The organism is Acetobacter orleanensis, from assembly GCF_001581005.1.
Classification (GTDB): Bacteria; Pseudomonadota; Alphaproteobacteria; order Acetobacterales; family Acetobacteraceae; genus Acetobacter; species Acetobacter orleanensis.
Window position 1 is genome coordinate 99,983 of record NZ_LHZV01000060.1, and the last position, 14,109, is coordinate 114,091.

Consider the following 14,109-nt stretch of genomic DNA (forward strand, 5'->3'; position numbering starts at 1 on the left):
AAGACTGGGATTGGTGGCCCGTTTGGAGTCCCTGTTGAGACCGGGCTCTGGCCTCACTCGCCTTGGTGCATTCCTTGCGAGAGGGTGTTCCGGTGCCTTTCGAACATGAACTAGATGTAACCTGAAGCTGAGTGCCTTTGGATAACAAAGAACCGACACGCAGGCAGAATGCCTCTCCATGCCCTGAGAGAGTCATAGCAGCCCGTAGAGGTCTGTCTGTCCTGTTTCAGCTAACTGACAGCCATGAACGCTGAGAGCCTTCTGTGCGGGCTCTGTGAGGCTTTTGGGAAGCATCTGTCGCTGTGCTTGTGGAGCATTGGGGTATACCCTTGGGTGATGGAACATTGCTGGGAGATTTTACGGAACATTTGGGTTGACTTTCGATTTGTGTTCCATGAAGACGGGAATGTCTAAAGCCTAATGTTCCACTTCAGCAGGACACCCAAGCAATGCGTTACGGATATGCCCGCGTCTCAACGATAGACCAGAACACGGATGCCCAAGTGCAGGCCCTGAAAGCTGCTGGGTGTGATGAGGTCAGGGCAGAGCAAAAGACGGGCACCAAGATGGAAGGGCGGGATGAACTGACAACCCTCCTTCAATTCATGCGCGAGGGGGATATGCTGGTCGTGACGCGGATAGACCGACTTGCCCGTTCGGTTGCTGATCTTCAGAAAATTGTTGGCATGCTAAAGAGCAAAGGCGTTGCGCTGCAATGCACAGAACAGCCCGTAGACACGTCAACAGCGGCGGGAAAAGCCTTTCTGGATATGCTGGGAGTGTTCGCTGAGTTTGAAACCAACCTACGGAAAGAACGCCAGCTTGAAGGAATAGCGCTTGCAAAAGCGAAAGGTGTCTACAAAGGCCGCAAGCCAAAGGTTGACCGTGAAGAGGTGAAGAAACTGAAGGCGGAGGGGCTGGGTGCAACAGCTATTGCTCGTCAGCTTGGCATCACACGCCAGCACGTTAACAGATGTCTCCGCGCTGTGTCTTGAGCGCATGGCCTCGTGTAAAGACCGTAGACAGGTGCGAACTGTCAGCGGTAGGGAGTGAATGAAGCGGCTCTAACAACAGGCTGTGGTGTGTAACTTCGCCATACAATGCTGTAGTGACATGTTTTTTGGCGGTTTTCTGCGGTAAATTGCTCATAAAAAGAGAGTCCCTGTCTCTCCGCCAATACACAAAAAACGCTAAATAACTCCGTCTTTTATGATGTAGCATCTCAATGCTCCCATCATATACCCCATTTTATGATTTGTGGTCACCTGCGGGCTCGAGCGGCTTCAAAGCAGGTGGCAACGACTTATGTCGGTAGAATGTTGCGTACTCTGCTAGGGTCAGTCGACATTCATGATTCCCAAACAGCCTGATTGCTGAGTCATAGGTCTCCATGTTGATGTGCGGAGCTTACGATAGGGGGCGAGCGATACGAATTGAGCAACACTCAATGGGAGCGGACTAGGGTTCTGTTGCCTGCGAAAGTGAATGATTCGGGGCGCACAGAATCGGATAACTGCTTGTTTGTAAATGGATGTTTATGGGTATTGCTATCGGGTGCGCACTGGTGTGATCTGCCTGAACGTTATGGAAACTGGAAGACGCCCCATCGGCGTTTCAGTCGCTGGTGTCATGGCGGCGTGTGGGAGCGGGTATTTACCGCGCTGACCGCTGATCGCCGACAACGCCATCTAATAATCGACAGCACGATTGTCCGCGCCCATCAGCACACGGCGGCCGGAAAAGAGGGGACAAAATCTGGCGCTGGGGCGTTCCCGAGGTGGATTAACCACCACGATCCACATGCTTGCCGACGCTCTGGGTCGACCGTTACGCTTCATTATCACCGGCGGTCAGCTTAATGATACCACTCAGGCATCTGCATTGCTCGAAGGGCAGATTACAGGCGGGGTAATGGCGATAAGGCTTATGACAGCAATGGGTTCCGCGAACAGATCACTGACATGAACGTAAAGGCTGTCATTCCGTCAAAACGGAACAGCAAGGTGTTCATCCAGCACGACCAGACTATTTACAAAGACCGAAACCGTATCGAAGGATGCTTCAATCGCCTCAAATATTTTCGTCGTTTCGCAACGCGCTACGATCGAAGAGCCATCCATTTCACAGGCTTTATTCATCTCGAAACAGCCGTGATCTGGAGCGCTTGAATGTCGGTTGGCCCTAGTTCAGATAAAAAACGTCTCCACAAAACCCAGAGCAATTCAACCGGTGCCAACTGTGCGATGTCGTCCTGAAGAATGAAGGGAATGCGACCTTTGCGATCATTATCCCGGATATGCATCTCCTCGCGCGCATAGCGGTCGACCAGTTCATGGACGGTCTGACGCTCCAGTGGTCGCATGTCTTCAAACTGTCCAAGTTTTAATTTGGCGGACGTCGTGTCTAGCCAACGACGGGCGAGTTTTTAGGCCGAAGAGAAGGTCTGATGGATACGCTCTCCACCTGCAATGCGCTTACGGGCACGATACTGGCCCTTGCCGCGATACTCCATGTCAGAGGGAAGAGCGCGGCCTGTCGCATGATCAATTTTAGCAGAAGTGATTCGATCTTTCATGATGAGCCTCATCTGGGCCCATTGGGACCATGTGCTTATCGTGTTTTTTGGCGATTGGCCCAAGGTGGGCCCAAAAGCAGTCAATCGTTTCGTGACCAAAACTCTAAGTCATTGGAAATAATTGGCGTCCCGTACGGGATTCGAACCCGTGTTGCCGCCGTGAAAGGGCAAAAATAGACCGCAGTCATCTGCGAGTTCCTTTCATAACTATATGATAAACATACATATATGTGTCACACAACATCATGCGTTGTCACCCTAAATCTTTCTTGTTGTGGTGCAAAAATGGTGCACGGATCCCTGTCAGCCGTATTCAGTGTTTCTTATAGAGGGCGTATGCATGACTAATTTTGGGGAGATCGCTTGACGTAATATTTGCGAAAGTTACGTAGTCCGACCGCAAGCGCACGAGACGTCTGGAATTTATAGGGCGGTCGCAAGTCTAAAAAGTTCTCTAATTGGGAAGATGGACGTATAGAAGTTCACATTTTAGATTTTTTATGATTTTTCAATAAAATCAGTGTCTTAGGGATTGCGAACTGCGGGACTCGAACCCACTGAAGTAAATCGTACAATCCATAACATATTGTTTTAAAACAATATTCTGAACACTTGTGTAAGAGTCTGTGTAAGACTTTGTGTGAAATCGGTCAAGTCTCTAAGGGAGGCGAATGCTGTGACACAAAAGCTGACTTTTGGGTGTGGATGATGCCAGAAGATTTGTTTTTCTGTTTGTAAACAACGGAGGAAACAGTTTCTACATGACAATCTCATTCGTAGGTATGTCTGCATCAACATTAATGGGCAAATCATAACAGTTGAGAATTCGGTAGATATGAGTTTTTGATATCCCTGTTTGTCTCATAATTTCCGCGATACCCAAGCCGTTGGTTTTGAGCTGTTTGACATGCTCATGGTCATAAGATTGCTTTCTACCTTTGTAGACACCTTCCGCTTTGGCTTTGGCGATACCTTCAAGCTGGCGTTCCTTTCTCAGTTCAGTCTCAAATTGAGCAAAGACACCGAGCAGATTCAGGAACATTTTCCCTACAGCGTTGGATGTATCTATGGGTTGCTGAGTGCAAATCAATGATACCTTTTTATCTTCCAAGTATCTGACAATATCCTGCAAATCACTGATTGATCTCGCTAACCTGTCGATACGAGTAACCACCAACGAATCACCGGCCCTTAAAAACTGAAGCAAGGTATCCAGTTCTTGCCTTCCTTCCCGACTGGTTCCAGAGACCTTCTCACCCCTGATAATTTCACATCCTGCCTTTTGGAGTGCTGTTTCCTGTATGGTCAGGTCTTGGTCTGATGTGCTTACTCGTGCGTATCCGTATTTCATACCTTTCGTTCCTTATGGGTTATAGGGATGGCGGGACTAACCGCTCCCTAATTCCATTATAGACCCAAAAGGCACATAATACCGGGGTAGGTGGCTATGTCCCTTTAGGGACTACTTAAAAAGAACGCATAAAGAATTTCGGATTCACATATTCGGAATCAGGGAAGATCTATTTTTTTAATACGCCATATTGTTCTAACAGGGAACGTCCTTCATATAGTGCAGGACTTTTAAGAAAAATATTTTTAATGAATTCTTTTTTGATTCCAACTATCCGCAGAACTGAACATACATATATTGGAGTTAATGATAAACTCAACAATTGAATTCTCTGGACACTATACGGGTCATCCGTGCTTCGTGGACCACCGTAATGCATAATAGTATTTCTGGATTCAATGACATCATCAAGAAAATCGTTCAATTTTTTTTCATTGTAATCGCCATATATCTCGTGAAATAAATCTAAAAGGCGTTTTTTTAGATTTGGCTTCATGTTGTACTTTATGGAGTCAATTATTTTCTGTCTGTCTCTGCTGTTTAAAGAGGTTGCTTTCCTCAACTCATCCTTGATGTGGGAAAGCTTCTCTTCATCAATGTCAGGATTTTTTCCATAGCGATGAGTGTGTAACGCCTCAAGCCCACACACAATGTTACTGAATTGCTGTTCAACGAAAATTCCCCTTATTAAAGAGGAAGGATATAAATAAAATCCACTTAAATATGTGTCGTATAAATTGATATAGGACTGAAAAAGCTCTCCAAATTCCGATTCTATATCTTTAAAAAAGGTTACAAATTTCACAAAACCCTTTTTAGGTGCTTTTATTTTTGGTTGATCTATATTTAATTTTATGCAGGAATTGTTGCCAGTTTTTATTTCTGGATTTGATATACAAACATCACTGGATACAAATGTTAAAAAGAACCGGAATATTCTTCGTGAGAGCTCTATACAGTAATTAATGCCCTTTTTTTCAGAAAAATCAAGCGTCAGATAATACTGCTCCTCAATCAAAATTGAGCTCGAAGGTATGGGATTTGGACAACTCCAATGTCTTTTCAAATATAAATTACCGAGACTGATATCCCATTTTTTTAATGGCATGGGTTCAAAGGTAACTTCTGGAATGCTTTCTTTCTCGTTTCTTATATATTTTACTTGTCCGGAAAATAGATAAAGCCATTTCTCAAAATTTTTGAGAGGCCACGAGATGGAGGATATGACGTTACCTTCTATATCAAATGGTTTTTTTGATATGGCATAAGAAAAAGCTTTATATGTTTCTGTTGAATTTTCTGTGCAAGAAAAGTCGAAATTCTGATTCCAATGGAAAGGATTTATCAGGCATATGTGCTCGTATTGAGGATGACTTTCTCCATATATATTTTGTAGATTACTCTTCTTGAGTTTGAATCTATCAAAAGGATGTTGCTCTCCTTCTAATGGCAACAATCCATACAATGACAACAAAGCCCCTTTTCTCTTGGTAAAGGAGAATGTTCCGGAAATTTTGGTTGAATCGTCATTTAGCCACCAGAATTTTCCGGTCCGTTCCATAATGCTATTCCTTTAGCTTTCTAGAATATCCAGCGCAGGCAACCCGTTCACGATCTTCATGGTCTCCAGACTGATAGTAATCACACGCAGGAACAGTTCCAGCGGATAGCGTGGGTTATCCATGGTCTCGATAGCCCAGTCATTGGCATCGTTGACGATACCGCTAGCCTTGTCGGTCTTCACGCACTGACGTTCGACAACCCAGTCCAGAGCAGACTTGCCATTCACCACATAGTCATAGGCTTCCAGAGGAATGCCTGTGACGGTGATGCGGTCATTATAATGTAGGATGCTTTTGTCTTTACTCTTACCGTATTTCATCTTTTTAACCCGGAAGACTTCCGGTGTCAGCGGTCCCTTGCCATAATCGACCTTGACGCCTTCATAGATAGGCTGGCTGTCGAAATTGACATGCATCTCACCTAGTCTGCGACCAGCATCAGAGAATGCCTTGAAAGCCTCGTATGTCTTCATACGGGGGATGCGGGGCAGTTCTTTCCTAAGGGTGTCGGCATAGCGTTCCCGATATTCCGGGGAGTGCAGAAGCCCATAGACATAATAGAACAGGTCTTGCTTGCTGATGGTCTGCCCCGGATAGGCATCCTGGAAATGCTTCAGCCCTTCGTCTGTGATGGCATCCTGCTTGGTTGGTCCTGATTGTGATGAACCTGTTAGCAAGTCGGGATGGTCTGAGGTGGTAGTGTTTTCGTGATATACGAAAAGAGGGAAACACTGGGAGCCATCAATATCGGCCATATGTAGGCTGGGAATATGATTGGTCATTGTGCATGTGAATGCTGACCTCCCTCCCGTTCCTGAAGTGACGATGGCCAGATTATCTGCCTTAGCATCAGGAAACAGCCGAGGCATCTGATAAATCATATCGTTCATCTGCCGGTCAAAATACATCCATTGGTGGAAAAATGGTCGGTAAACGGATTGCACGACATGTTCAGGTTGAAAGGATGACGGTTTATCTCGGGCAAAATCCTGAAGTAATGAACGGTTCCAGCTTATCTTACACGAGTCATTATCGACAAAGTTGCCAGATTTTTCAGATCGTTCTTTCGAAGATGCATCAGGGTATTCACTCCGAAAGCGCTGTCTTTCCGAATTATATACGTCAATCATGGAGAGCATGTTTTCGGTTAATACCTGATGGGATGAGTTGTAGCACCATGCATCACGAGCCGTTGCAACCCCACGGGAAAACAGGTCGAACAGAACTAGCCCGGCATCCTTCTCTTTACTTCCAATAGCGATGAACTTCCCGAAGCTGTCATCTCTCTGCCTGAGCCAGTCTCCATGTTCGTCGGGCGTGATAGTCTGCCATAGACCGGCATCAGTGAGCCCATTGAGGCTGGCCAGTTCCTGAATGCGTTTCAGCTTCTGCTCACAGGTCAGATAATCTCCGATATCATGAAACAGGATACGTCCCTGTTCTTTGGCATCTGGGTTTTTGACCATGATGGAAATGGCAGGAGCGACCATGATGTCGAAAATATTCCCACCTTCCCGTTTGGCTAAATCCCCTGATTTTCCTCGGACACCACCCCGCAGATGGACCACATGAATGGACGAAAACTCTTCTGTCAGACACTGACGCAGACCATTGGCTGTATTGGCGTCCAGAAAGCCCGCATTGGTTACAAACCCGATGACACCACAGTTACCAATGCGGTCGGAAGCCCAACGGATAGCCCGTATGTAGCTGTCATACAGGGCACGTTTGTTGATGGCTGATGAGCGTTCCGCATAGGTCCGGGCAATACGACTATCCAGAGCGGGATAGGACACGTTCTGATTGTTGTCGTTCCCGCTTGTCTGCCCCACAGAATAAGGCGGGTTTCCCATAATAACGCGGATATCAAGCTTTCTCTGTTTTCTGATCCGTTTGTTATTGTCTTCGAGTGTGGACCCGATCAGATCATGTGTTTCATTGAGACGGAAAGTGTCTGTCAGGCAGATACCTTCAAACGGCTCATATACGTCGTCCATCAATCCAGAGAATGTGGCTTCAATATTAATGGAGGCAATGTAGTAAGCCAACAGGACAATTTCGTTGGCGTGCAGTTCCTGCTGGTATTTGTGCAGAAGTTGTTCCTTCGTAATTAGACCACTTTGCAATAACCGGGTAATGAAGGTTCCCGTCCCGGTGAAGGGGTCCATGATATGAACGCCCTGGCTTCCTAGAGCGTGTCGTCAGTTAAACGGGGGGGGATTATGAAGCTTGTACTCCCGTTTGATCTGTGATGTTTTCTTCCTGTTTCTGGAACGGGGAGAGTGTGAATGCGACGGTATGGTCTGAGCGATGGTCAGTGGGAGCGGATAAAAGATCTTCTCCCGGGTCGCGAAGGTCATGTCGGTGGGACGGCTGCGGATAACCGTCTGTTTATCGAAGCCGTGCTGTATCGTTACCGTGCAGGCATTCCCTGGCGTGATCTGCCCGCCCGGTTCGGGGACTGGAAGAACGTGCACCGGCGGCTGCGTCGCTGGTGCGAAGGCGGCGTGATCGAGCGGATTTTCCGGCATCTGGCTGCTGACCATGACAACGAATACATGATGATCGACAGCACCATTGTCCGTGCTCACCAGCATAGCGCGGGCGCCCGTAAAAAAGGGGTATGGATCAGGCCACCGGGCGGTCCCGTGGCGGACTGACCACGAAAATCCATGCCATTGTCGATGCCGCGGGAAAGGCTGCAGCTCTTTCCCTGACGCCCGGACAAAGGGCCGACATCACAGAAGCAGAGCCGTTGCTCGATGAAGTCGATCCCGAGGTCTTCATCGCCGACAAGGCTTATGATGCCGATCCCCTCATCGAAAAGCTTGAAGAGCGGGGGATCACACCGGTTATTCCGTCAAAGAAAAACCGACGCAATCCACGGAAAATCCTCTTTTCGCTTTATAAAAAACGAAACATCATCGAACGCTTCTTCGCCAGACTTAAACAGTTCAGAGGTATTGCAACACGATATGACAAGCTGAAGTCAACTTTCCTCGCAGCCGTGCAATTCGTCTCCGCCATCATTGGAATTAACTGACGACACACCCTAGCGTCTGACCAAACTCACTTTCCAGCACGTCATTGATAGACCAGATAATGAAATCCACCACCTCGATGGGAGTGTAAACGATACCAAGACGGTCTTTCAGGCGAGGGAAGGCGGTCTGGAAAAACCCGTCATACAGTTCCTTGATGACCTTCTGACGACCATAGGCTGTATCAATGCCGGAAGCACGTTCTCGCACATTGGCATAGAATGCTTCCAGCGTGTCTGCTTCCTTGTGCAGGTTGTATCTGTCCAGAGCATCCAGCACGGACTGCATGGCTTTCGACATGGGATTGTCGGAGACAAAGCTGTGGCCTGAGAACAGGGCTTCGAACACCGGACGGGTAATCAGGTGCTGGGCCAGCATCTCGATGATTTCCTCGTCGGTGATGCTATCGTTCAGTTCTGAACGCAGGTCTGTTGCAAAATGGTCAAAGGCTTTACGGGCATCGACATTCTCCGGGTTCTCAAGAATGGTGGTGATACGGATAATGTGAGTCTGGGCGATTTTTGCAATATCACCGGCCCAGTCTTCCCAATGGTGGCGATTGCCAACTTTCTTGACAATTTTTGCGTAGATGGCGCGTTCGATTTCCCCGACTTCGAACTCCATTTTGAACTGTTCTTCACTGGGACGAGAGGCTTTCTTTCCAATATCGTAGGAAGAATGAGCCTTCTGGGCTGTGCCTGTGGTCAGGGCTTTTGTTTTCGCGGTGATGGTCTTTGTGACCGCGACAACTTCCATACGGGATGTGTCGGGCTTTGCCTGAAGATCCATCTTGTTGACCATGCTGTCAAAGCGGTCATCGTGGGACCGTAAAGCCTGAAGCACTTGCCAGACCACTTTATAAGCCTGATTATTGTCCAAAGACTGTTCGGGAGGTGTTCCTGCTGGGATGACAACGGGCAGAACCACATAACCACGCTTCTTGCCTGGTGCATTCCGCATCACGCGACCGACGGACTGCACCACATCAACCTGAGAATTACGGGGTGTCAGGAACAGGACGGCATCCAGAGCCGGAACATCCACACCTTCAGACAAACAACGGACATTGGACAGCACTCGGCAGGTTTTATCCGGCGTTTCCTCTTTCAGCCATGAGAGTTTGCCTTCCTTTTCGCTGGCATTCATCCCGCCATCGACATGTTCTGCTTCGCAGGTCAGGCGTGCTTCTGGCTCGATACCGTCCTGTTTCTGATATTCTTCCACTACCTTCTGGAACATGTCGGCAATCTGGATGGAACTGACTTTGTGAGCGCGTCCCTTGTAGTCAGGAGAGATAACCTGACAGAACGCCACAGCCCGTTTCATGGGGTCGGGGTCTTCCACGCCATCCTGTGACAGACCGATCTTGGCCAGAGCTTTCCAGCATCCGACAATCTTGGAAGCATCATCGACCTTCAGGCCATTGTCTGGATCATCCAAAAGCTTCTGAAGTCTTGCACTGACGGTTCCCTCATCCACAGCCAGCACAATGACCTTGTAATCCACCAGCAGTTTGCGTCTGACCGCTTCGGAGAAGGTGATGACATGGAACTCTGGGCCGAAAATCTCGGCATTGTTCATGCCATAGACGATGGCACCTTCCTTTTCCGCCTTCTCCTGAGCCACATCGCCATAAATGCGGGGGGTGGCGGTCATGTAGAGACGACGCTGGCCGTACAGATAATCCTGATTGTGGACCTTCACAAAGGCGCTGTCGTTCTCTTCTCCACCAAAGGTCACGCCGGTTGTCCGGTGAGCCTCATCACAGACAATCAGATCGAATTCAGGGAAGTCATAGTCTTTCTGGGCCTGACTGATGACATCAATGGAATGATAGGTGGAGAACACCACCGTCATATGGGTGGCGTCATGCCGTTTCTGATATTCAGTCGCCAGTCGCTCAGGATTTGTAGTCGCAGGGTAGCGAAGTTCGTGAACCTTGACCTTGATTTCGTCGTCGTTGGATGCCTTTTTCTTTCCCACATCACTGTCTGAGCAGACAGCGAAGCTATGCAGGGGAACCAGACTTTCCTGGGTCCATTCCGTCAGGGACTGGGAAAGCAGGGACAGGCTGGGAACCAGAAACAGGACGCGACCACCAGGGCCAACCAGTTGTTCTGCCAGTTTCAGGCTGGTGAAGGTCTTGCCTGTGCCGCAAGCCATGATGAGTCGGCCACGGTTATGAGTCTCGAAACCTGCCAGCACGTTCCCGATAGCCGTTTTCTGATGCTCGCGGGGTCTCTTTTTCTCCCGTAGGACAGGCTTCTGTTTCGGTTGATACTGCGACCAGTCAATGACGCTGGTTTCAAGGTCTAGCAGGTCAATCTTGCTAACTGGCGGGTGCTGGTTGGCCAGTGTGTCTTCGGCGTTGCTGTTCCAGTGGTTCGTGGTCGCCACAATGACGCGATGGGAGAACCAGCTTTTGCCGGACGCAGAGAAGAAGGTGTCGATATCCTTCTTTGTGATCTTGTGGTCCGGTGCGTAGAACTTGCATTGGATGGCATGAAGATTGCCTGTTCCCCGTTCTCTAGCCACAAGGTCGATGCCTGTATCCTTGACGGGATGCCCTTCTTCCTTTGCCCATTCCTTGTAGGGCCAGACCTTGTCATAAAGATCGACATAGCTGGGTTCTGTCCGCAGGTAGCAGACGACCAGTTCCTCAAAATATGTCCCTTTTTCGCTCTCGGTAACGGCCATATGGCGCAGGGTATCAAGGAGGGTAGAAAGAGCAGACATAAACAGAAGCCTTCAAGGGTAAGATATTTCATCTTATCGCTCAACGTCTGTCAGTAAAGTCGTGTCTTTATGACTCTGTAATGTGGAAGGATGAAATCGAGCCCTCCTCCCACACTCTCCATCTTTGCTGGGGCGAGAAATAAGGGCAGTAAACTGCCTTTATGGGGGTCAACGGGGGAGGTTTCTCCCCCTTGCCAGATGCTCAATGGGTAGCCATTGAGCACTGCTGGCTCCCTTTTAAAACGCTAACTTTTTGAAGGCTTTTTCCGGGTAGCTGATTGCCTCTATTGTTTGGCTGAGGTTGGCAGTCGAAATCCTGGTCAGATAGGTGGTTGTCCCTTGGCTTTTGTGAGTTGCTTCATGACCCAGCAGGCGGTCAATCCAGACCTCTCTGATATTGGCATCTGCATTTCTGAGTTGGGTGGAAACAGTATGCCGGAATGAATGGAAGGTGATTTCTGCTGGTACCAATGCGGGTCTTGAGCAATGAGAAAGCCCTGCCAAGGGCTGCGCCCCTGACGCCCTGTTTTGAAGTCTCCAAGCCGGGAATGAGGTATGGGCCGTCTGTGGTATCCTTAAGGGCTAGAATACCGGCTTCAATCAGCTTTGAATGGATTGGCACCACACGAGTGCCAGCTTCCGTCTTTGGTGACCAGCCATCGTCAGAATGTGGCCTGACCATAAAACAGGGGATACCATCAACGGTCTGGAGGTCTTCTTTTCTCAGGGTGCAGATTTCACCCAGCCTCATACCAGAGTAGGCAGCAATAAGGGTCACAAGCCGGAAGGTCTGTTCTGGCACGGATGTGCTATGCCATGACGCGGAGGCCAGCAAAGCCAGTTCTCTGGCAGTCCAGCTTCTGCGTATGGTCTTTTGCCCATTTTCAAAATTCCAGCCCGTCCACGGGTTACGTGTGACCAATTCCCGCTGGTGTAACTGGCTCCAAAGGGCAGAGAGACGCATCATATGGTTTTTAACGCTCTTGCCACTCAAAGTTGGCAGACCTTCATCTCTGACTCTCTGTGCCTCTTCCTCAAGGGTAAGGCGGCTCTTACGTTTGCCCAGCGATGCCGGAAGATAAAACAGCAGGTCACGGAAGGCTCCGGCCTTCTCGCCCCCTATGATGGATACAGGAGCATCTCCAAACGCTTGAAGAAAGAGGTCCACTGCCCGCTGGGTCGCTTTCTTGGTGTCAGCACTGGCATGGGAATTATCCTGCACAAAGCGTTTCAGGGCACCGGAGAGCATCAAAGGTTGGGCTTTGGGTGCTTTGGCCGGTTTCTTGATTGTTCGGGGTTTTGGCATCGGTGCTGACACCGGCACGGACCCCGTTTCCTGAGCAGATGAAGGCAGGTTCACGCTCTGCAAATCCCGCAGTGAAACCCGCAGTCCCTCAAGCCTGCTTAAAGCGTCTGGTTCTACCAGTGCAGAATGGGCTTGCATGAACATTTCAGTGGTTCTGGCGTGAAGTAAACAAGCGCGTTTGCGAGCTTCATTCTGGTAGCCAGTTTTCAAAGAAACCCAGATTTCCCGCCGGTTTAAGGCTGCTCGCAGGGCAGGGGGAACGATACGGCGGAAGTGGTAGGTAGTGCCTCGGACACGGAGCATAGAATCTTCCCTCGGTGGGGAAGGATGATGGAGCAAAGACAGCCTTTGCTCCTCATTCAGCCGAAAAATCGTGCTATTTCAGGTGTCTGTGGTGCGAACTGCGGGACTCGAACCTGCATCAACCCGCAGTGACGCTTTGCTAACCCATTGAAACAGCAAAAAGAACGCGACGTGCTGTCTTCTGGTCTATGTTTTAGCTCCCAACATTGATTAAACAGTCTGGGAGCTTCAATAAACCGATTTAACCTTAACCTATGGTTTTTGGAAGGGGTTAATGATTGTCACCATATCAAAAATCTTCAGACCATTCTGCATAAAAGACCTTCTTCCCGGTCGTGAAGGTTATGTTGGCGGCACGGCTGCGGACAATCGTCTCTTCGTGGAAGCCGTGTTGTATCGCTATTGCGCAGGCATCCCCTGGCGTGATCTTCCACCGCGTTTCGGGGACTGGAAAAATGTCCACCGGCGTCTGCGCCGCTGGTGCGAAAGCGGTGTAATCGAGCGGATATTTCGCCATCTGGCGGCAGATCACGACAATGAATACATGATGATCGACAGCACGATAGTCCGGGCGCATCAGCACAGCGCCGGAGCCCTGAAAAAGGGGGCGCGGATCAGGCCATCGGACGGTCGCGGGGCGGACTAACCACAAAGATCCATGCCATCTGTGATGCTCTCGGGAACCCGGTGGAACTCGATATCACACCGGGTCAGGATGCCGATATTACTCAGGCCGAACCGCTTCTGGAAAAGATCGACCCGGATGCCTTTCTTGCCGACAAGGCTTATGACGCAGACAGGTTGATCGACCGACTGACAGAGCGTGGGATTACCCCGGTCATTCCACCAAAACGCAACAGAACGACACAACGCAAAACAGACTTCGCTCTTTACAGGGAACGTAATCTTATTGAGCAGTTCTTCAATAAACTCAAACAGTTCCGCGCCATCGCAACGCGCTACGACAAACTGAAGTCAACATTCCTCGCAGCAGTGCAGTTCGCCTCAATCATCATCCTGCTTAACTGACGACACGCCGTAGCAAACCTCCCCGATTTTGGGCAATCCGTCAGGAAAATGAGTTGAACAGGACGGAATAAAGCAGAACCCCCTTATATTGACGATTATGCACGGTTTTCAGGGGTAAATCCTTATTCCAAGGAACCCCCCTATAGAACCCCCCCGATTTTAGGGGTTCCCGTCACGAAAATTAGTTGAAACCGCCCGTTCAAGAA

At 49.1% G+C, this 14,109-nt stretch carries 9 protein-coding genes, 1 tRNA gene and 2 pseudogenes; 4 read left to right on the top strand and 8 right to left on the bottom strand.

Translation table 11 applies throughout. The features are described 5' to 3' along the window. Positions 1-449 precede the first annotated feature (449 nt). Both AD949_RS07210 and AD949_RS13785 read left to right on the top strand, forming a co-directional pair. The gene (locus AD949_RS07210; protein ID WP_048836828.1) at positions 450-995 is read left to right on the top strand and encodes a recombinase family protein; all 546 of its coding nucleotides are present in this window, start codon (positions 450-452) and stop codon (positions 993-995) included. A 417-nt stretch (positions 996-1,412) separates the two neighbouring features. Then, positions 1,413-2,168, top strand: a pseudogene (locus tag AD949_RS13785) (IS5 family transposase). Here AD949_RS13785 and AD949_RS14545 read toward each other — a convergent pair. The 6 genes from AD949_RS14545 to AD949_RS14555 all read right to left on the bottom strand — a co-directional run bounded on the left by AD949_RS14545 (position 2,135) and on the right by AD949_RS14555 (position 7,656). Continuing rightward, positions 2,135-2,362, bottom strand: coding sequence for a hypothetical protein (locus tag AD949_RS14545; protein ID WP_244463442.1), 228 nt, complete (start codon positions 2,360-2,362; stop codon positions 2,135-2,137). The pseudogene AD949_RS13785 and the gene AD949_RS14545 overlap by 34 nt on opposite strands. 63 nt (positions 2,363-2,425) lie before the next feature. Continuing rightward, a complete protein-coding gene (locus AD949_RS14550; protein WP_244463443.1) occupies positions 2,426-2,575 on the bottom strand; it encodes a hypothetical protein in 150 nt (49 codons plus the stop codon). 122 nt (positions 2,576-2,697) lie between these two features. After that, positions 2,698-2,765 (bottom strand) — tRNA-Glu (locus AD949_RS14100). Positions 2,766-3,332: 567 nt separating this feature from the next. Further along, positions 3,333-3,926, bottom strand: a complete 594-nt coding sequence (locus AD949_RS07220) for a recombinase family protein (protein WP_061504648.1) — start codon at positions 3,924-3,926, stop codon at positions 3,333-3,335. A 169-nt stretch (positions 3,927-4,095) separates the two neighbouring features. Further along, positions 4,096-5,487 carry a HEPN domain-containing protein gene (locus AD949_RS07225; protein ID WP_048836794.1) on the bottom strand — a complete coding sequence of 464 codons (1,392 nt, stop codon included), beginning with the start codon at positions 5,485-5,487 and terminating at the stop codon, positions 4,096-4,098. Between the two features lie 12 nt (positions 5,488-5,499). Next, positions 5,500-7,656: a type ISP restriction/modification enzyme gene (locus AD949_RS14555; RefSeq protein WP_158319961.1), complete on the bottom strand. Its 2,157-nt coding sequence runs from the start codon at positions 7,654-7,656 to the stop codon at positions 5,500-5,502. Positions 7,657-7,776: 120 nt separating this feature from the next. On the opposite strand from AD949_RS14555, the gene AD949_RS13790 reads away from it, so the two are divergent. Then, a protein-coding gene (locus AD949_RS13790; RefSeq protein WP_096430301.1) for an IS5 family transposase occupies positions 7,777-8,531 on the top strand; the annotation gives its coding sequence in 2 pieces (ribosomal slippage) (positions 7,777-8,107 and positions 8,107-8,531; 756 coding nt in all). Here AD949_RS13790 and AD949_RS07245 read toward each other — a convergent pair. Next, complete coding sequence (locus AD949_RS07245; protein WP_244926398.1) at positions 8,524-11,265, bottom strand: restriction endonuclease; 2,742 nt, start codon at positions 11,263-11,265, stop codon at positions 8,524-8,526. The two genes, AD949_RS13790 and AD949_RS07245, sit on opposite strands and share 8 nt — an antisense overlap. A gap of 237 nt (positions 11,266-11,502) precedes the next feature. Continuing rightward, positions 11,503-12,874, bottom strand: a pseudogene (locus AD949_RS07250) (DUF6538 domain-containing protein). 274 nt (positions 12,875-13,148) lie between these two features. Between AD949_RS07250 and AD949_RS13795 the strand changes: the two are divergent. After that, a protein-coding gene (locus tag AD949_RS13795) for an IS5 family transposase (RefSeq protein ID WP_141325542.1) occupies positions 13,149-13,903 on the top strand; the annotation gives its coding sequence in 2 pieces (ribosomal slippage) (positions 13,149-13,470 and positions 13,470-13,903; 756 coding nt in all). Positions 13,904-14,109 lie beyond the last annotated feature (206 nt).

Bases quoted from the DNA above. Each gene is read 5' to 3' on its own strand.
- AD949_RS07210 (WP_048836828.1), top strand. From the start codon at position 450: ATGCGTTACGGATATGCCCGCGTCTCAACGATAGACCAGAACACGGAT.
- AD949_RS14545 (WP_244463442.1), bottom strand. From the start codon at position 2,362: ATGCGACCACTGGAGCGTCAGACCGTCCATGAACTGGTCGACCGCTAT.
- AD949_RS14550 (WP_244463443.1), bottom strand. From the start codon at position 2,575: ATGAAAGATCGAATCACTTCTGCTAAAATTGATCATGCGACAGGCCGC.
- AD949_RS07220 (WP_061504648.1), bottom strand. From the start codon at position 3,926: ATGAAATACGGATACGCACGAGTAAGCACATCAGACCAAGACCTGACC.
- AD949_RS07225 (WP_048836794.1), bottom strand. From the start codon at position 5,487: ATGGAACGGACCGGAAAATTCTGGTGGCTAAATGACGATTCAACCAAA.
- AD949_RS14555 (WP_158319961.1), bottom strand. From the start codon at position 7,656: ATGGACCCCTTCACCGGGACGGGAACCTTCATTACCCGGTTATTGCAA.
- AD949_RS07245 (WP_244926398.1), bottom strand. From the start codon at position 11,265: ATGTCTGCTCTTTCTACCCTCCTTGATACCCTGCGCCATATGGCCGTT.